This is a genomic window from Herminiimonas sp. GW821-FHT09C12, from assembly GCF_059416385.1.
Genome location: NZ_JBWKPC010000001.1, coordinates 904,631 through 923,068 on the forward strand (window position 1 = coordinate 904,631; position 18,438 = coordinate 923,068).

Annotated in this window: 16 protein-coding genes; 11 read left to right on the forward strand and 5 right to left on the reverse strand. The window is 50.3% G+C overall.

Translation table 11 applies throughout. The features are described 5' to 3' along the window. Positions 1 to 5 precede the first annotated feature (5 nt). Positions 6 to 680: a molybdate ABC transporter permease subunit gene (gene modB / locus AC07N2_RS04250; RefSeq protein ID WP_076592801.1), complete on the forward strand. Its 675-nt coding sequence runs from the start codon at positions 6 to 8 to the stop codon at positions 678 to 680. Beyond that, a complete protein-coding gene (gene modC, locus AC07N2_RS04255) occupies positions 677 to 1,765 on the forward strand; it encodes a molybdenum ABC transporter ATP-binding protein (RefSeq protein ID WP_494777157.1) in 1,089 nt (362 codons plus the stop codon). The genes modB and modC overlap by 4 nt, the downstream gene beginning before the upstream one ends. A gap of 27 nt (positions 1,766 to 1,792) precedes the next feature. On the opposite strand, the gene AC07N2_RS04260 is transcribed toward modC, so the two are convergent. After that, positions 1,793 to 2,881, reverse strand: a complete 1,089-nt coding sequence (locus tag AC07N2_RS04260) for a substrate-binding domain-containing protein (RefSeq protein WP_494777158.1) — start codon at positions 2,879 to 2,881, stop codon at positions 1,793 to 1,795. Between the two features lie 252 nt (positions 2,882 to 3,133). Here AC07N2_RS04260 and AC07N2_RS04265 point away from each other — a divergent pair, with 252 nt between their 5' ends. From AC07N2_RS04265 to AC07N2_RS04290, 6 genes are all read left to right on the forward strand, one after another. Then, entirely contained in the window at positions 3,134 to 3,613 is a 480-nt protein-coding gene (locus tag AC07N2_RS04265; RefSeq protein ID WP_494777159.1) for a formate dehydrogenase subunit gamma, read from the forward strand. Further along, positions 3,610 to 5,166: a formate dehydrogenase beta subunit gene (locus AC07N2_RS04270; RefSeq protein WP_494777160.1), complete on the forward strand. Its 1,557-nt coding sequence runs from the start codon at positions 3,610 to 3,612 to the stop codon at positions 5,164 to 5,166. The genes AC07N2_RS04265 and AC07N2_RS04270 overlap by 4 nt, the downstream gene beginning before the upstream one ends. A gap of 18 nt (positions 5,167 to 5,184) precedes the next feature. Beyond that, positions 5,185 to 8,058: a formate dehydrogenase subunit alpha gene (fdhF, locus tag AC07N2_RS04275; protein WP_494777161.1), complete on the forward strand. Its 2,874-nt coding sequence runs from the start codon at positions 5,185 to 5,187 to the stop codon at positions 8,056 to 8,058. A 20-nt stretch (positions 8,059 to 8,078) separates the two neighbouring features. Next, positions 8,079 to 8,906 (forward strand): formate dehydrogenase accessory sulfurtransferase FdhD, encoded by an 828-nt coding sequence (gene fdhD / locus AC07N2_RS04280; RefSeq protein WP_494777162.1) that lies wholly within the window; start codon positions 8,079 to 8,081, stop codon positions 8,904 to 8,906. A gap of 21 nt (positions 8,907 to 8,927) precedes the next feature. Then, a complete protein-coding gene (locus AC07N2_RS04285; RefSeq protein WP_494777163.1) occupies positions 8,928 to 9,155 on the forward strand; it encodes a formate dehydrogenase subunit delta in 228 nt (75 codons plus the stop codon). 102 nt (positions 9,156 to 9,257) lie between these two features. Then, a complete protein-coding gene (locus AC07N2_RS04290; RefSeq protein ID WP_494777164.1) occupies positions 9,258 to 10,070 on the forward strand; it encodes an ABC transporter substrate-binding protein in 813 nt (270 codons plus the stop codon). Positions 10,071 to 10,176: 106 nt separating this feature from the next. Here AC07N2_RS04290 and AC07N2_RS04295 read toward each other — a convergent pair whose 3' ends face one another. Together AC07N2_RS04295 and AC07N2_RS04300 are read right to left on the reverse strand one after the other, a co-directional pair. Continuing rightward, positions 10,177 to 10,359, reverse strand: coding sequence for a hypothetical protein (locus AC07N2_RS04295; RefSeq protein WP_076592810.1), 183 nt, complete (start codon positions 10,357 to 10,359; stop codon positions 10,177 to 10,179). 527 nt (positions 10,360 to 10,886) lie between these two features. Then, positions 10,887 to 11,378 (reverse strand): hypothetical protein, encoded by a 492-nt coding sequence (locus AC07N2_RS04300; protein ID WP_494777165.1) that lies wholly within the window; start codon positions 11,376 to 11,378, stop codon positions 10,887 to 10,889. A gap of 154 nt (positions 11,379 to 11,532) precedes the next feature. Here AC07N2_RS04300 and AC07N2_RS04305 point away from each other — a divergent pair, with 154 nt between their 5' ends. Beyond that, a complete protein-coding gene (locus tag AC07N2_RS04305) occupies positions 11,533 to 12,495 on the forward strand; it encodes a LysR family transcriptional regulator (protein WP_076592812.1) in 963 nt (320 codons plus the stop codon). A 17-nt stretch (positions 12,496 to 12,512) separates the two neighbouring features. On the opposite strand, the gene AC07N2_RS04310 is transcribed toward AC07N2_RS04305, so the two are convergent. Continuing rightward, a complete protein-coding gene (locus AC07N2_RS04310; RefSeq protein WP_494777166.1) occupies positions 12,513 to 13,205 on the reverse strand; it encodes a type 1 glutamine amidotransferase in 693 nt (230 codons plus the stop codon). A gap of 246 nt (positions 13,206 to 13,451) precedes the next feature. Between AC07N2_RS04310 and AC07N2_RS04315 the strand changes: the two genes are divergently transcribed. Further along, positions 13,452 to 15,479, forward strand: coding sequence for an AsmA family protein (locus AC07N2_RS04315; protein WP_494777167.1), 2,028 nt, complete (start codon positions 13,452 to 13,454; stop codon positions 15,477 to 15,479). Between the two features lie 710 nt (positions 15,480 to 16,189). Here AC07N2_RS04315 and AC07N2_RS04320 read toward each other — a convergent pair. Next, a complete protein-coding gene (locus AC07N2_RS04320; protein ID WP_494777168.1) occupies positions 16,190 to 16,372 on the reverse strand; it encodes a hypothetical protein in 183 nt (60 codons plus the stop codon). A 529-nt stretch (positions 16,373 to 16,901) separates the two neighbouring features. On the opposite strand from AC07N2_RS04320, the gene AC07N2_RS04325 reads away from it, so the two are divergent. After that, a complete protein-coding gene (locus AC07N2_RS04325; protein WP_494777169.1) occupies positions 16,902 to 18,422 on the forward strand; it encodes a CoA-acylating methylmalonate-semialdehyde dehydrogenase in 1,521 nt (506 codons plus the stop codon). The last annotated feature ends 16 nt before the right edge of the window (positions 18,423 to 18,438 follow it).

Genomic DNA, 18,438 nt, shown 5'->3' on the forward strand with positions numbered 1-18,438 from the left:
TCTCGTTGTTTACCGATCCTAATATCGGTGCGATTGTTCTAACCCTCAAGCTCGCCAGCCTCACCACCCTACTTCTCCTGTTGATAGGCACGCCTCTGGCGTGGTGGCTGGCGCGCACGCGTTCCTGGTTGAAAGGTCCGATAGGCGCGATGGTTGCGCTGCCTATCGTGCTGCCGCCTACCGTTATCGGCTTCTATTTGCTGATCACCTTAGGCCCTAATGGTCCTATCGGCCAACTGACGCAAGCTATGGGTTGGGGCACGCTGCCGTTCACGTTTACCGGTCTGCTCGTAGGCTCGATTTTTTACTCGATGCCGTTCGTCGTGCAACCGATACAAAATGCATTTGAGGCTATGGGCGATCGCCCGCTGGAAGTGGCTGCGACTTTGCGCGCATCACCTCTCGATACTTTTTTCAGTGTCACCCTGCCATTGGCAAAACCAGGTTATCTGACCGCTATCGTGATGGGCTTTGCACATACGGTCGGTGAGTTCGGCGTGGTGCTGATGATAGGCGGCAATATTCCGAATCACACACGCATGATTTCAGTACAAATTTACGACCATGTGGAAGCGCTTGAATACGCGCAGGCTCACTGGTTGGCAGCCGGTATGGTGATCTTCTCGCTGCTGGTGTTGATCGCACTGTACACATTGAATCCGACCGGGCGGCGCAAATGACGGACGAAATTAATCATATCCGCGCACGTTTCAAAATCTCTTATGGCAGCTTCGGTCTGGATGTCGATCTGACTTTGCCTGGCCGTGGCGTGACTGCCTTGTTCGGTCCATCAGGTTCAGGCAAAACCACTTGCCTGCGGGCGATGACAGGCCTGGAGCACTTTAACGGCTCCTATCTGGAAATCAATGGAGAAGTATGGCAAGACGATGCACACAAGATCTTCCTCCCTACACATAAACGTTCACTCGGTTATGTGTTTCAGGAAGCCAGCTTGTTTGCGCATCTGAATGTGCAACGCAATCTGGAATACGGCATGCGTCGTATCCCGGAAGCATCACGCCAGGTGTCGCTTGATCAAGCGGTCGCCTTGCTCGACATCGGTCATCTGCTGCAGCGCAAGCCGGATAAATTATCCGGCGGTGAACGCCAGCGCGTCGCCATCGCCAGAGCATTGGCTACCAGCCCACGCATACTGTTGATGGATGAGCCGTTGGCGGCACTCGATACCAAGCGTAAAGAAGAAATCATGCCGTATCTGGAACGACTGCATGATGAGCTGGATATCCCAGTGGTGTACGTCAGCCATTCGCCGGATGAGGTTGCACGATTGGCCGATCATCTGGTTCTGCTGGAAAACGGCAGAGTCATCGCCAGTGGCGCGACCAGTGATTTGCTGACGCGTCTCGATCTCAATGTTGCACACGGTGATAGTGCCAGCGCATTGGTGGTCACAACGGTAACCGAACACGATGCTCAGTTCCAGCTCACGTGCACAGAGTTTTCCGGTGGGCAGTTGTTGTTGCCGCAGCAAAAGGCAACCGTGGGTCAGCAAATACGCATGCGCATACAAGCACGTGACGTCAGCTTGAGCCTCGCTCCTCAACGCGATACCAGCATACTGAATATCGTTGCTGCAACGGTAGTGGAATTGTCAGATGACGCCGTCGGGCAAGTCATGATCGGCCTGGATGCAAACGGTACGCGCCTGCTGGCACGCATCACGCGCAAGTCTTGTGTCGCCATGCGCTTGGAACCGGGTAGCCCGGTCTACGCGCAGATCAAAGGTATCGCCATCTTGAAATAGCGAAATACGCCCGGAAGCTTCCGGGCGTTATGCCGAGGTTGCCTTGGCGTGACCAAAGGCTTCGGACAGCAGCAGTATCTTCCCTGTATCGCCAGAATCGTAACCCGCCAAACCGTTGATCACTTTACGGAAGTAGCCGGATTGCACCACATCAATGACCAGTTGTATTAATGGGTCTTCCATGATGGCTAACGGCAAGGCTAGGAAATAGCGCTCACGTATCAGTGGAATAAAGTCCAGGCTGAAGCGATGCGCCGCAGTCTGCACGCCGACGCCCACATCCGCCATGCCACTCGCTATATAAGCAGCGACAGCCGAATGCGTGAATTCATTGCTTTGATAGCCTTCGATATCGAAAGGCGAGACATTCGCACCCGCCAGCATCAGCTCCAGCAACATGCGTGTGCCGGAACCGATCTGCCGATTGACGAAGCGCACGCCCGGTCGCGTCAAATCCTGCAAAGTCTGGACGTTCTTCGGATTACCCGGCGCCACAAACATACCTTGCGTACGAACCGCCAAATGAATCAGGCAGTGTTCGCGTGGATTGAGCCATTGCGTATAACGCTCGACCGCTTTTTTCTCGAACTCACCGAGCGGCACGTGAAAACCGGCCAGATCGCATTCATTACGCGACAAGGCCGCGACCGCGTCGGTGCTGTTGCGATAACGCAAATCAACCGGCAAGTTCGCTTCGGTCAGTTGATGGAGCAGGGCGTCGACCGCAAACCCGTGGCTGGCATCCAGCCGAATCGGCTTGGTTTTACCGACGATGGTTTTGCCGATTTCACTTTCCAGCTCGGAAGCCAGACTTTCCAGCGTCGGCGATAAACGCGCACGAATACGGCGATCAGCCCAAATCAGCTTTTCCGCCAGCGGCGTCAAAGTCGTGCCGCGACCACGGTCTGTATTTAATAGAGCGGTCCCGAACAGCTTTTCCGCATCGCGCAATAAGCCCCAGGAGTAGCGATATGACAAATCGACAAGTCGCGCCGCTTTGGAAATGGAGCCGGTCTTTTGTATCGACATCAATAGGTCCAGCAGAACCGCTGTATCCAGCGGCTCATCGGCACTATGTGTGATTTCCCAATGGGGATTGATAACAACTTTGAACATACGTCAAAAGCCTATGTAAGCGAAACTGTGTAGCGTTTACGCCGCTTTTTTGGTTATGCAAAAGATAGCCTATTGAAGCTAGCGTTACCCAGTGCTACCTTCCACATGTTGCAAAGGTGCGTCCGCAAACTATATGCTATTAAAAGCATATATACAAGATAATTTTTAACAAGGAAGTAGCATGGTTTCGTTCGATTTCACGACCTCGCGGCATGTAGCATTGCCTTCGGTGTCGCTAGCAGGAGTGTCTCTATGAACACCCAAACCCCATTCGATTTGGCCGCGGTTGAATCCATCATTGCGCAGCGTAAAGCGACGCCTGGTGCGCTTTTGCCTATCCTACACGACATCCAGGGCGTAGTCGGCTACATCCCGCCTAGCGTAGTTCCTGCGATTGCCGAAGGTTTGAACATTTCGCGCGCAGAAGTACACGGCGTGATTACGTACTACCACTTCTTCCGCCAACACCCGGTCGGCGAACACGTGGTGCAAATCTGCCGCGCAGAAGCCTGCCAGTCACGTGGCTGCGAAGAGCTGGCTGATCATGCCAAAGAATTGCTGGGCTGTGATTTCCACGGCACCACAGACGACAACAAGTTTACCTTGCAAACCGTGTACTGCCTTGGCCAATGCGCCAGCGGTCCGGCGATCCAGATTGACGACGACCTGTACGCTCGCGTTTCCAAGGAAAAATTCAACCGCCTGATCCAGGCGAAGCGAGGTGTGCAATGACCGTTACCATTTTTGTTCCACGCGACTCGACCGCTCTGGCGCTCGGCGCCAATGAAACCGCAGCTGCTATCGCCAAAGAAGCAAAAGCACGCGGCATCGATATCAAACTGGTGCGCAACGGCTCACGCGGCATGTTCTGGCTCGAGCCTATGGTTGAAGTTGCGACCGACGCTGGCCGTATCGCGTTTGGTCCTATCGAAGATCACGAAGTCGCTGGTTTGTTCGACGCAGGTTTCACCACTGGCGGCGCGCATCCAAAAGCATTGGGCTTGACCGAAGAAATCCCTTACCTGAAAAAGCAGGAACGTCTGCAATTCGTACGCGTAGGCATTACCGATCCAGTTTCGCTGGATGACTACCTGGCACATGAAGGCTATGTCGGCTTGAAAAAAGCAATCGCAATGGAGCCAGCTGCGATTGTTCAAGAAGTAACCGATTCCGGCCTGCGTGGTCGCGGCGGTGCAGCTTTCCCTACCGGCATCAAGTGGAAAACCGTGCTCGGCGCTGAAGCCGATCAAAAGTACATCGCTTGCAACGCCGATGAAGGCGACTCCGGTACCTTCTCCGATCGTATGGTGATGGAAGATGATCCATTCATGCTGATCGAAGGCATGACCATCGCTGGTTTGGCCGTCAAAGCAACTGAAGGTTACATCTACGTACGTTCCGAATACCCGCACTCGATCGCCAATCTGAACGAAGCAATCGTTGCAGCGAACGCCGCCGGTTACCTCGGTGAAAACATCCTCGGTTCCGGCCGCACCTTCAACCTGCAAGTACGTAAAGCTGCTGGTGCTTACGTGTGCGGCGAAGAAACCGCGATGCTGGAAAGTATCGAAGGCAAGCGCGGTATGGTACGCGCCAAACCGCCACTGCCAGCGCTGCAAGGCTTGTTCGGTAAACCAACGGTCATCAACAACGTGATTTCGCTGTCTGCGATCCCGTTGATCATGTCCCGCGGTGCAGAATTCTACAAAAACTACGGTATGGGTCGTTCGCGCGGCACCTTGCCTATGCAACTGGCAGGCAACCTGAAATACGGCGGCCTGGTAGAAAAAGCATTCGGTGTGACCTTGCGCGAATTGCTGTACGACTTTGGTGGCGGCGCAGAATCCGGTCGTCCTATCCGTGCAGTGCAAGTTGGCGGCCCACTCGGTGCTTACATGCCTGAGTCGCTGTTCGACACACCGTTTGACTATGAAGCATTCGCTGCTGTTGCCTCTACTGTAGGCCATGGTGGCTTGGTCGCTTTCGACGATACCGTCGATATGGCCAAACAAGCACGTTACGCAATGCACTTCTGTGCAGAAGAATCGTGCGGCAAGTGCACCCCGTGCCGGATCGGTTCGACACGTGGTGTAGAAGTTATGGACAAAATCATCGCTAACCAGAATCGACCACAGCAAATCCATCTGCTGCGTGATTTGTGCGATGTGATGGTAACGGGATCGCTGTGCGCGATGGGCAACATGACACCATTCCCGGTGTTGTCTGCTCTGAACCACTTCCCAGAAGATTTTGGCGATCAAAAAACATTGGCAAACGCGGCTTAAGCTACTGGAGCGAAAAAAATGAATCAACTTAACGGTATCGACTACGGCACGAAAAAAAGTACGTCCGAAGTCATGATCTCCCTGGAAATCGACGGCGTTGCCGTCTCCGTGCCGCAAGGCACTTCCGTCATGCGTGCAGCAGCTGAATATGGCATCAACGTGCCTAAGCTGTGCGCTACCGACAGCCTCGAATCGTTCGGCTCCTGCCGTCTGTGTCTGGTTGAAATCGAAGGCCGCCGCGGCTACCCAGCATCGTGCACGACACCTGCTGAAGCCGGCATGAAAGTCAAAACACAAACACCTAAACTGGCAGACATTCGCCGTGGTGTGATGGAACTGTACATCTCGGATCATCCGCTGGACTGCCTGACATGCCCAACCAACGGCAACTGCGAACTGCAGGACATGGCTGGTGTAGTCGGTCTGCGCGACGTACGTTACGGCTACGATGGCGAAAACCATCTGAAGCTGGAAAAAGACGAATCCAATCCTTACTTCACCTACGACGCATCGAAATGTATCGTTTGTAACCGCTGCGTACGCGCTTGCGAAGAAACTCAAGGTACATTCGCTCTGACCATCGATGGCCGCGGCTTTACTTCGCGCGTTGCTGCCAGCCAGAACGAAGATTTCATTGAATCGGAATGCGTATCCTGCGGCGCTTGCGTAGACGCATGCCCAACCGCAACACTGACCGAAAAAACCGTCATCATGATGGGCCAGGCAGAACACAGCAAAGTCACGACCTGCGCATACTGCGGCGTCGGCTGCTCGTTCAAGGCCGAGATGAAGGGTAATGAAGTTGTCCGCATGGTTCCAAATCCGGACGGCAAAGCCAATCAAGGCCACGCTTGCGTTAAAGGTCGCTTCGCATGGGGTTATGCAACGCATAAAGACCGCATGCTGAAACCAATGATCCGCAGCAAAATCACCGATCCGTGGAAAGAAGTGTCATGGGATGAAGCAATCAACTACGCTGCTTCCGAACTGAAACGCATCCAGGCTAAATACGGCAAGGATTCGATCGGTGGCTTGGTCTCGTCGCGTTGCACCAACGAAGAAGGCTATCTGGTTCAGAAGCTGGTTCGTGCTGCGTTCGGTAACAACAACGTTGATACCTGCGCACGCGTCTGCCACTCCCCAACTGGTTACGGCTTGAAAGTAACCATGGGCGAATCCGCTGGTACACAAACCTTTGATTCGGTGATGAAATCTGACGTCATCCTGGTCATCGGCGCGAACCCAGCATCGGGTCACCCAGTATTTGCATCGCAAATGAAACGCCGCATCCGTCAAGGCGCGAAGCTGATCGTTGTCGATCCACGTACGACTGAAATGGTCAAATCGCCGCACGTTCTGGCTGACTACCATTTGAAATTAAAACCAGGCAGCAACGTTGCTATCGTTAATGCGCTGGCGCACGTCATCATCACCGAAAACCTGCACAAGCCGGACTTCATCAAAGAACGTTGCGATGTAGACTCGTTCGAAGAATGGGCAGAATTCGTATCGTTGCCAGAAAACTCGCCAGAAGCAATGGAAGAAGTCTCCGGCGTACCGGCAGCTGATATCCGCGGCGCGGCGCGTCTGTTCGCAACCGGTGGCAATGGTTCGATCTATTACGGTCTCGGCGTTACCGAACACGCGCAAGGTTCGACCACTGTTATAGGTATCGCCAATCTGGCGATGGCAACCGGCAATATCGGTCGCGAAGGCGTCGGCGTGAACCCACTGCGCGGTCAAAACAACGTGCAAGGTTCCTGCGATATGGGCTCCTTCCCGCACGAACTGCCAGGCTATCGTCACGTGTCTGACTCCGTCGCACGTGCTGAATTCGAAGCTGTGTGGAACTGCACACTGGAATCAGAACCAGGTCTGCGTATTCCTAACATGTTCGACGCAGCTATGGACGGCACCTTCATGGGTCTGTACTGCGAAGGCGAGGACATTGTTCAGTCCGATCCAAACACACAGCACGTTACCGCTGCTCTGGAAGCGATGGAATGTATCATCGTGCAAGACATCTTCCTGAACGAAACCGCAAAATACGCACACGTATTCCTGCCGGGTTCATCGTTCCTGGAAAAAGACGGTACCTTCACCAATGCAGAACGTCGCATCTCGCGCGTCCGCAAAGTGATGCCGCCAAAATCGGGCAAGGGTGATTGGGAAGTTACACAAATGCTGTCGAACGCATTGGGTTACCCAATGAACTACAAACATCCACGTGAAATCATGGATGAGATCGCGGCATTAACACCAACCTTCACCGGCGTCAGCTTCAAGCGTATCGACGAATTGGGTGGCAGTATTCAATGGCCATGTAACGCTGAAGCGCCAGAAGGTACACCAACCATGCACATCGAAGAATTCGTGCGCGGTAAAGGTCGCTTCATCAATACCAAGTACTTCGGTAGCGGTGAGAAGGTCAACAAGAAGTTCCCATTGATCCTGACCACTGGTCGTATCTTGTCGCAATACAACGTTGGCGCGCAAACTCGTCGTACCCACAACAATATGTGGCACAGCGAAGATCGTCTGGAAATTCATCCACACGATGCGGAAGAACGCGGCATCAAGCAGGACGACTGGGTTGGTATCCACTCGCGCGCGGGTGAAACCGTATTGCGTGCAGATATCACCGAGCGTATCCAGGCTGGCGTCGTGTACACCACGTTCCACTTCCCTGAATCTGGTGCTAACGTGATTACGACTAACTCGTCCGACTGGGCAACTAACTGCCCTGAGTACAAAGTGACGGCAGTGCAAGTAATGCCGGTCGCCCAACCGTCGGAATGGCAACGTACGTATAATCGTTTCAATCAGGAGCAAGAAAGCTTTGCTTCCGACAAAATGATTCCGCGTGGTTCGGAACTGTCGACATCGAAGTAAGTTCTGGTAGAGGTTTGGTGATGAATGCAAGCACTGACGACGAACGTAGTGCACTAGTCCGTGTCCCGGTAGAAAAATGGGATGCGAACCAGCGCATCATCTGCGAAGACGATGTCGCAGAAGAAGTGCCGATTGCGTTGGAATACAACGGCATTTCGCACGCTGTCATGCTTGCTTCACCATACGATCTGGAAGACTTTGCGCTCGGCTTCTCGCTGAGTGAAGGCATCCTGAAAGACCGATCAGAATTGTACGAATGCGAAGTTGTACCTGGCTGCGAAGGCATACAGGTACAAATGCGTATTGCGACGGAACGCTTCGTTACACTGAAAGATAAACGACGCAACATGACCGGTCGTACCGGCTGTGGTTTGTGTGGTGCGGAAACGCTGGAACAGGCGATACGCCATCCGCAGGCTACGGTTGGGCATGCGATGTTTTCTGCGGCGCAGATTTATGCCGGCATGAAGGCAATGAAGTCGCAGCAGCGCTTGCAAAAATATACTGGCGCTACACACGCAGCCGCATGGATGAATCTGGATGGCTCGGTAGACTTGGTGCGTGAAGATGTAGGCCGCCACAACGCACTGGATAAGTTGATCGGTGCGATGGCTGATGAGAAACGTGACTTCACAACAGGTGCCGCATTAATCACCAGCCGTGCCAGTTATGAAATGGTGCAGAAGTCAGCAACGATGGGCATAGGATTTTTGGCTGCCATCTCGGCGCCAACGAATCTGGCCATACAGTTGGCGGAAGAAACCAACGTGACATTGATCGGTTTTGTGCGTGACCAAAGCCACGTCGTTTATGCGCAAGCGCATCGCCTGATACGCGATGCGAAATAAATTAAATTAAGGAAGAGCAGAATGAGCGGTAGCACCTTAGATAATCTGATCGTCATGGCGAACCAGATCGGCGATTTTTTTGAAACGATGCGCGATCGTAATAAGTCGCTAGAAGAAATCGCAGGTCATCTGAAAAGATCCTGGGACCCACGCATGCGTCGTGCATTGATGGAACACGTTGAACAACATAACGGTGAAGGCTTGAAAACCATCGTACTCGACGCTGTACGGTCGCATAAGATGATTTAAGTTCGCCTTAGGGTTGTCGCAACAACCCAAGCCGATTACCATGGCTGCGCTACCCTCTCGGGGTTCGCAGCCATTTTCATTATTAAACCTTCAGGAGGAACCATGTCACGTCGTCCACTATTCCGCCTTGCGGCAGTCGTTCTGGCTTCTGCATTTATCGCACCACTCAGCTTTGCGCAACAAATCATCAAACTGTCGACCACGACCAGTACCGAAAACTCCGGCTTGCTGCCGTATCTGTTGCCTGACTTCGAAGCGAAGACAAACTCCAAGGTACATGTGATCTCGGTTGGCACCGGCAAGGCCCTGGAGCTGGCCAAGAACGGCGACGTTGATGTAACGCTGGTGCATGCACGTGGCGCAGAAGATAAGTTCGTTGCTGAAGGCCATGGCGTTGATCGTCGCGATGTGATGTACAACGACTTCATCATCGTTGGCCCGACCAGCGATCCTGCCGGCGTTAAAGGCAGCAAAGATGTATTGGCCGCGATGAAGAAGATCGTCGATAGCAAAGCCAAATTCATTTCGCGCGGTGACAATTCCGGCACCGACGTAATGGAAAAAGCGTACTGGAAAGAAATCGGCGTTAAACCGGAAGGCAGCGCTTATGTATCCGCAGGTTTGGGCATGGGTGAAGTATTGACGATGGCTGGCGAACTGCAGGCATACACCTTGTCGGATCGTGCAACCTACGGCGCATACAAGGCAAAGACCGGTCTCGTGATTGCAGTTCAAGGCGACAAGAAGATGTTTAACCCGTACGGCGTGATTGCAGTCAATCCAGCCAAGTACAAAGACATCAACTACAAAGGCGCGAAACAGTTTATCGATTACCTGACTTCACCTGAAGGTCAGAAGAAAATCGCCGCTTACAAAATCGACGGCGAACAGGTTTTCTTCCCATCGGCCAAGTAAGAAAATAGCGCTGGGTGTTGTAGACGATACCTGGAGCTAAAAGACTCGGAGGATTCCGAGTCTGCATAAAACAAAAGCGCGGAATTCCGCGCTTTTTTATTTTTGGTTACGACTGTTCAAACAAATCGTCACTGGCCGTTTTCAGTTCCTTCGCTTCCTCGACCATTCTGCGATGTGCGATGCGTTTACGCATGATTTCCGCATGTTGCTTCGCCGTCATCGGCGGCGTTGTCATCAAGTCTTTCAACAATGCGATATTGGTGTAGTTGTTTTTGATCAGACGGCCCAAGTTGCTTGACTCCGTAGTTTAAATATCAACATCACTGCACTATCCAAAGCATCTTGAATAGATACATCGGGAAACGATTACGTTACTGTATTTTGCACGAAATTGACGGCTTTATCACGACAGCCCAAAAAATAGCCTATTCAAACAACAGAAGCGCAAAAACGAATAGGCAAAAAAAAGCCCGCTGAGCCTGAGCTCGCGGGACTTAGAACCTTCCTTGAGAGGGAAGAGGAGACACGGTAAAAGCGTGATCCGATCGTCGCATCATCCTTGATGACTGACTGCTTCGGACTCCGCACTAAAACTTTTAGACATGCGCGACACTCTTGTTCGCAATGCTCTGGTGATCACTATCGCAGCAAAACCACCGCTGCCATTCAAGAACACACCTGACAGTAATGCTTGTGCACTTGGTGACCAACGTAATGCCTGAACTACATAAGTGGCGTAAAGATTGCTTAATACAAGGCGCACTAAGTTAATTAAGTAAAAATGATTGCCGTTCAACGCGTACCACCCTTCATGCGTTAAGAGTAAGCTGCTTGCATACGCAGCTTGGCAGCCAATTCCGGCTGTGTTTGTGCAATCTGGTTTGCTTTGCTGTTCAATGCAAAAGCCGATTTCAAAGGGCCTTGTGCTTTAACAGCAACTGCACGTTTGGAAATACGTTGTGGTGCCGAGTAAGCAGCACGCATACGCAGTTCAGCAGCCAGTGCTGGTTGTGTTTCAGCGATTTGATTTGCTTTGCGATTCAAGGCAAACACGGTTTGAACCGGGCTTTCTACTTGGACAACAGCTTTCTTGGCGACAGCAACCGATTTGCTAGGCGAGAGCGCCAGCAACAGAGTGCGCAGCAGCGCAATCGTCAATGGTTTGAACAGCACCAACAGTGCAGCAACGGCGGCTACAGCGATGATTGCAGGACGTGCAGGGCTGTAAACAACGCCAATTACCGCCAATACGGCTGGAACAGCGATGAGCGCCGGGTTCGAGAACGAATTATTCGATAATGTAGACATGATTGTTTCCTTTTTTTCTATAATTAATCTTGTTGTTGCAATGCAGTATAGGTAGGATAGAGATATAAATCTAATTTCAATTTAGGATACCAGTCATACGTTATGTGAATATGTCTGTTACCCTGTTACTTCGGCTATTTTTGGTAAATACACTATGAGTTTTCTCACTCTGGATCTGAATTTATTGCGTGTCTTTGATGCCGTCATGACGGAACAAAATTTGACGCGCGCAGCCAATTTATTGGCAATGACACAACCTGCGGTCTCCAATGCTTTGCGCCGTTTGCGCGATACGCTGGGTGATGAACTGGTAATTCGCACCGCACATGGCGTCAAGCCAACCTCGCGGGCGGAAGAGTTATGGCCTATCGTGCGGCGCGCGCTGTCCGATCTGGAAGCCGCCGTCACACCCGATACCTTTGATGTATCCCGCGCCAATACGACGTTTCGCATGGCGATGGCCGATGCAACGGCCGCGTTGTGGCTGCCATTCCTGGTACGCGCCATTGAAAGCGATGCGCCAGGCTTGAATGTGCGCATGGTGCCGCTGACTACGCGCGAACCACGTCCAATGTTGTTACGTGGCGATATCGACTTGGCGATCGGATTTTTCCCCGGCGTTGCCGCGCAATTGGCGAGTGGACAAAATACGGCCGTTTCGCAAATCCGCCATGAACGCTTATATACCGGTGAGTATGTCTGCGTGATGCGGAAAAACCATCCGTTGGCAAAAGTGGAATTAACGCTGGACAACTATTGTGCAGCGCATCATTTATTGGTGAGTTTTTCCGGTCGGGCAAAAGGTTTGATGGATGAAGCACTGACTAATCTCGGCCTCGAGCGTCGCATTCTGCTCACGGTCAATCAGTTCTTCACCGCTGGTCGCGTGGTCGCCAGTTCTGATTTGATCACGGTACTACCGCGACATTTGATTGCATCCACCGGTATGGCAGAAGCATTGATCGCAAAAGATTTGCCGTTCGAATTGCCGGAAGTTCACGTCGACATGTTGTGGCATGAACGCGATGCGCGTAATCCTGCGCATAAATGGCTGCGCGAACAATTGAGTGCCAGTACCGAAGAGGGTATAGGCGGGCGGGTCAAGAAGCCGCGTTAATTCTGCTTGAAAAAACCTTAGTCTCTAGCGCACACCAGATATTCGAGTATCGTCGCCATCAGTGCATTGATACCCGAATAATTGGCGTCCGGAACACTACGCAGCGCTTGTTCTGTTTGTATATAGCGTTGCTGCACCAATTCATCAGTACAGTGACTGATGATCGCATCCGCGCTCTGCGGTGTTGTCTCTAGATGAAACTGTAGACCGATAATCCGCGAGCCTATCTGAAACGCCTGATTACGGCACGCGGCACTGCTTGCCAAATGTACTGCGCCAGCAGGAAGATCAAATGTTTCTCCATGCCAGTGGAAAACTTCCGCGCTTACAGGAAAGCTGAACGTATCTGACATCAGCGGCTCTGCAAATACCGGGAACCAGCCTATCTCTTTCTCTTCATTTGCATAAACCCGTGCGCCCAAGGCGCTGGCTATCAGTTGAGAACCGAGGCAGATGCCAAGTACCGCTTTATTCGCGGCCATCGCGGATGCGATAAATCGCTTCTCTTCCTTTAACCAGGGAAGCAGCTCTTCATCATTCACGCTCATAGGCCCGCCGAGAACAATGACGAAATCTATGTCTGTCAGTTGCGGCAATTGAGCTGATTCAAAGAAACGCGTGTAACTGACGCTGATTTTTCTCTGCAACAACCACGCTTCAATACTGCCTAGTCCTTCAAACGGAACGTGTTGCAGAACATGTACGTGCATAGCGCGCTATCAAGAATATGTATGGGTTGATTGCAAACGATCCGGCGTTGACTTACTTGATAAGAACTTTATCACGCGATTAATGAGACTGTTGGCAGCAGGACCATTCAAAGCCGAGCTTAAATCTTTCTTGCCTGCATCAAGGACAGATCACCAAAACAATATTTCCGCAAAGAATATCTTATTGAACTCACAAGTTATAGAGTAGTCGTATTAATTCGCCTACCTATAAGAGTTGAGTTCCCTATGTCACTTACAAGAAAAATATTACTGTGGGGCGCAATCGCTTTGTTCGCCATCTTGCTCGCGGCTGTGTTGTTTCTGTTGATGTTTGACTGGAACAAGGCAAAGCCGTGGATCAATGAACGCGTCAGCGAAGCAACCGGCCGCAACTTTGCGATTAATGGTGATTTGTCTCTGACCTGGCAACTCCCACAACCTGCAACCGATACCTGGCGTGATTGGATACCGGCACCACGTTTGAGCGCACATGATGTTTCACTCGGCAATCCCGAATGGGGCAAGGCCGATAGCAAGATGGCGGAGATCGGTCATATCACTTTTTCAGTCAATCCTTTACCACTGCTGAACAACACCATCGTGATTCCTGCCTTGCAGCTGGATGATCCTATCGTTTCACTGGAACGCATACGTGACGGGAAGAATAACTGGACCTTCAAGCAAACCGATCCTTCCGCCTGGACACTGGATTTGCAACGTCTGTATTTTTACCGTGGTGAAATCACGCTGAAGGATGAAGTCGAACACATCGATGCGAAAGCCAATATCGATACGCTGGAGCCAACTGCAGTGAATGATTTCGTCATGGGCTGGAAAATTACCGGGACCTTCAACGGCGCGCGCATCAATGGCGACGGCAAGGCTGGTGCATTGCTGGCTTTGAAAAATGTAGATAAACCTTTTCCACTGGAAGCAAAACTGGATGTAGGGAAAACCTCGATCAGCGTCAACGGCACAGTCACCAAACCGCAAGAACTCGCGGCCATCGACATGCGCTTGCGTCTATCAGGCGCCAGCATGGCTGATCTTTATCCTCTAACCGGGATCACGTTACCAAAGACGCCTGCATTCTCAACTGAAGGGCATCTAATCGGCACCGTCAACAAGCTTGGTGGCAAATGGACGTATGAAAAATTCAAAGGAAAGATTGGCGACAGCGATATCGCCGGCAGCCTGGTGTATGAATCGAAAAAACCACGCCCGCTTTTATCCGGCACGGTCGTTTCCAATTTATTGCAATTGAGTGATCTGGGTCCGATTATTGGCGCAGATTCCAATGCAAGTAAAAAGGAACGTGGCGTCGCACAAAATCAACCAGCGAATAAAGTACTGCCCGTAGAAAAATTCACAACCGATCGTTGGGGCAGTATAGATGCCGATGTCCAAATCACTGGACACAAAATAGTGCATAGCAAATCGCTACCTATCAACAATCTGGATACGCATTTAAAAATGCAAGACAGTGTGATTACCCTGTCACCGCTGAAGTTTGGCGTAGCCGGTGGCAATATGGTGGCCGATATTAAACTCGATGGCCGCAACAACACTATCAAGGCCGAGGCAAAAGTATCTGCCCGTCATCTGAAGCTCAAGGAATTATTCCCGACCTTCCAGCCTATGCAAGCCAGCTTTGGTGAAGTGAATGGCGATACATCTTTATCCGGCACTGGTAATTCCATCGCCACCTTGCTTGCTACATCGAATGGTGAAATCAAATCGCTGATCAATGAAGGCACCATCAGCAAGCTCTTGCTGGAACAGATAGGTTTAAACATCGGCAATATTATTATTTCGCAATTGTTCGGTGACAAGCAGGTACAGCTCAATTGCATGGCTACCGATCTATCTGTCACCAATGGTTTGGTACAAACACGTACCTTCATTGTCGATACACAAGATGCTGTGTTGTATGTGACCGGTACGATCGATCTGGCTAAAGAACAACTGGATCTCACAATCAAGCCTGAAACCAAGGGCTTGCGCATAGTTTCCTTGCGCGCGCCCATCTACGTCACTGGTGAGTTCAACGCGCCAAAAATCGGTATAGATAAGGGTGTGTTGGCATTGAAGGCGGGCAGTGCAGTGGCATTGGCCGTGGTTGCACCAATAACAGCATTGCTGCCTTTGGTGAATATAGGCTCGAATGAAGAGAATAAATGCACCAGCTTGTTGAAAGAAGCAAAGAGCAAACCGGTCGCGCCTCCACCTGGCAAAACTTATAAAGCCAAGCCTGTAAGCAAAGCGAATAAGTAAGCGTTCTTTGCGAAGCAGAGAAAAAATTTTCTACTTTTTTGGGTAAATGAAAAAAGTCCGATTAGCGAAAAGTCCTGTGGATAAGTCTCTGAGGAAGAAGTGGATAGCTTGTGGATAATCTTGTGGAGAAGTTGGCCTTCTTTTTTATACAGAATCTATCCTTTACAGATACACCGTTTATGCAGGGTTTATCTTTTCTTCAAGTCTTTGATTTCAATATCACTTAATGACTTATCCACAGAAAAGTACCTGCGTTAACTATTACTACTAAACATATATATAAACAATTAACTTAAAACCAGAATCTCCTTCTTTGCACTCAAAGACGAAAAAAATCCTTCAACAACCTCTGTAAAAACAAAGCAAGCTCTGCAAAATTTCAACGACAAGAGAAATCTCTCTCGCCTCAATCCGCGTATCCATTTTCTTAATCAACGCATCAAGACTTCAGACAGCTGTAAAAACCGTTTATCAACTGCAATGCCATCGAATATGAAGAAATCATGTTCCGCTAGTGCCCAATCCTTAAAAAATCCATCTGTAAAACAGTCAAACAAGCTGGAAAACCTTGTTTCAAATGTTCTATAGGATCATTTTGATTTCTAAATCCGGCTGATCTTGATGTCTGAGTACCGCAATATTGTCTATTGTCAGGTCTGTACCCACTGTTCCTGCCCTTGAATAGGGATAAGTAAGGGGATGCTACAACTTTAGGTCAAAGTCGCTGGAATGCCTTCTACAGCAATTTTTTGCCTCTTCAATGCGATATCCAAGGCATTAAATCCCAATAAATATCTATTTATTAAGCATTTACCTCTTAAAACAGCTTTTGATGCGTGATTTTTCCATGCTTGTTTGATTTCAGGATCATGGGCATAGATGGCATTGGGCATGCTTAGCTTGTAAGCAACTCAATTTTTGAAATCAATTATTTCAAAACCAAATGTCTTCAAAAACTGACTGAGCTGTTTTGCGCAGATGATCTGAATTCTATGAGTCAGGTTTTTTTAGATTTATTCATTAACGGGTTCAACAAGAACTTTGTTTTTACAGAGGTTGTTGAAGGATTTTTTTCGTCTTTGAGTGCAAAGAAGGAGATTCTGGTTTTAAGTTAATTGTTTATATATATGTTTAGTAGTAATAGTTAACGCAGGTACTTTTCTGTGGATAAGTCATTAAGTGATATTGAAATCAAAGACTTGAAGAAAAGATAAACCCTGCATAAACGGTGTATCTGCAAAGGATAGATTCTGTATAAAAAAGAAGGTCAACGTCTCCACAAGATTATCCACAAGCTATCCACTTCTTCCCCAGAGACTTATCCACAGGTGTTTTCCACTAATATCGCTTTTGCATCATGGTAATCTTGTGCGGTTTTGCGCTACTTATAACGATAGAAAAATCTTATTTGAAGGAATGCTTATGACGACGTCTCCCTCGAGAATTCAGCATTACATCGGTGGTCGCTTGCTAGATACGAGCGGTGGCAAACAGCAGGATGTATTTAATCCCGCCACGGGCGAGGTGAGTGCGCAAGTTGTCCTGGCCAGCGATGCTGATGTACAGACAGTCGTGGCGACGGCAAAAGCAGCTGCGCCGGCATGGGCGGATACAGCGCCATTGAAGCGTGCGCGGATACTTTTCAAATTCAAAGAGCTGATAGAGAAATATCACAATGATCTGGCTGCCGCGATTACACGTGAACACGGCAAGGTTTTTTCTGATGCCAAGGGCGAAGTCACGCGCGGGCTGGAAGTTGTCGAGTTTGCCTGTGGTGTGCCGCAATTATTGAAAACCCAGTTCACCGACAATATCGGTGGCGGTATTGATAACTGGAACTTGCGTCAGCCGCTGGGTGTGACGGCTGGTATTACACCTTTCAATTTCCCTTTCATGGTGCCGATGTGGATGGCACCGGTTGCGCTGGCAACAGGCAACACATTCATTTTAAAGCCCTCTGAGCGCGATCCATCACCATCCTTGATGGTAGCGGAGCTGCTGCACCAGGCAGGGCTGCCTGACGGCGTTTTCAATGTCTTGCAGGGAGACAAGCTGGCGGTTGATGGCTTGTTGCATCACCCGGATGTAAAAGCAGTCTCCTTCGTCGGTTCAACACCGATAGCTGAATACATTTATGCAACGGGCGCGGCGCGTAAAGGTGGCGCCTATCCATTACGCGTACAGGCACTCGGTGGCGCGAAAAATCATTTGGTGGTGATGCCGGATGCAAATCTGGATCAGGCGGTCGATGCTTTGATCGGAGCTGCTTATGGTTCTGCTGGTGAGCGCTGCATGGCGATTTCCGTAGCAGTCGCAGTTGGTGATGTAGCGGATAAATTGGTTGCGGCATTAATCCCGCGCGTGAAATCTCTCAAGGTAAAAAACGGTATGGAAGCCGATGCCGAGATGGGTCCAGTAGTTAGTGCTGCGCATAAAGCCAAAATCGAAGGCTATATTGAAGCTGGCGTGCAGGCTGGTGCGAAGTTGTTGGTGGATGGTCGAGGATTACGTGTAGATGGCGGCGATAAAGGATTCTTTATCGGAGGTTGTCTGTTTGACCATGTAACGCCGGAGATGACGATTTACCAAGAAGAGATTTTTGGGCCGGTTTTGTGTGTCGTGCGTGTACCAAATTTCGCTGCCGCGCTTGATTTGATCAATGCACATGAATTCGGCAATGGTGTTTCTTTGTTTACCTCGGATGGCAATACGGCTCGCGAGTTTTCACGTCGCGTTGAAGTTGGCATGATCGGTATCAATGTGCCGATTCCGGTGCCTATGGCCTGGCATTCATTCGGTGGTTGGAAGCGTTCGATGTTTGGCGATACGCATGCTTATGGCGAAGAGGGCGTCAAGTTTTATACTCGCTACAAATCGATCATGCAGCGTTGGCCGGAGTCGATTGCCAAGGGCGCAGAGTTCGCGATGCCGACTAGTAAATAAATAATAATTAAGTCGG

Bases quoted from the DNA above. Each gene is read 5' to 3' on its own strand.
- AC07N2_RS04270 (WP_494777160.1), top strand. From the start codon at position 3,610: ATGACCGTTACCATTTTTGTTCCACGCGACTCGACCGCTCTGGCGCTC.
- AC07N2_RS04305 (WP_076592812.1), top strand. From the start codon at position 11,533: ATGAGTTTTCTCACTCTGGATCTGAATTTATTGCGTGTCTTTGATGCC.
- fdhD (WP_494777162.1), top strand. From the start codon at position 8,079: ATGAATGCAAGCACTGACGACGAACGTAGTGCACTAGTCCGTGTCCCG.
- AC07N2_RS04260 (WP_494777158.1), bottom strand. From the start codon at position 2,881: ATGTTCAAAGTTGTTATCAATCCCCATTGGGAAATCACACATAGTGCC.
- fdhF (WP_494777161.1), top strand. From the start codon at position 5,185: ATGAATCAACTTAACGGTATCGACTACGGCACGAAAAAAAGTACGTCC.
- AC07N2_RS04265 (WP_494777159.1), top strand. From the start codon at position 3,134: ATGAACACCCAAACCCCATTCGATTTGGCCGCGGTTGAATCCATCATT.
- AC07N2_RS04325 (WP_494777169.1), top strand. From the start codon at position 16,902: ATGACGACGTCTCCCTCGAGAATTCAGCATTACATCGGTGGTCGCTTG.
- AC07N2_RS04310 (WP_494777166.1), bottom strand. From the start codon at position 13,205: ATGCACGTACATGTTCTGCAACACGTTCCGTTTGAAGGACTAGGCAGT.
- AC07N2_RS04285 (WP_494777163.1), top strand. From the start codon at position 8,928: ATGAGCGGTAGCACCTTAGATAATCTGATCGTCATGGCGAACCAGATC.
- AC07N2_RS04320 (WP_494777168.1), bottom strand. From the start codon at position 16,372: ATGCCCAATGCCATCTATGCCCATGATCCTGAAATCAAACAAGCATGG.
- modC (WP_494777157.1), top strand. From the start codon at position 677: ATGACGGACGAAATTAATCATATCCGCGCACGTTTCAAAATCTCTTAT.
- AC07N2_RS04315 (WP_494777167.1), top strand. From the start codon at position 13,452: ATGTCACTTACAAGAAAAATATTACTGTGGGGCGCAATCGCTTTGTTC.
- AC07N2_RS04290 (WP_494777164.1), top strand. From the start codon at position 9,258: ATGTCACGTCGTCCACTATTCCGCCTTGCGGCAGTCGTTCTGGCTTCT.
- AC07N2_RS04300 (WP_494777165.1), bottom strand. From the start codon at position 11,378: ATGTCTACATTATCGAATAATTCGTTCTCGAACCCGGCGCTCATCGCT.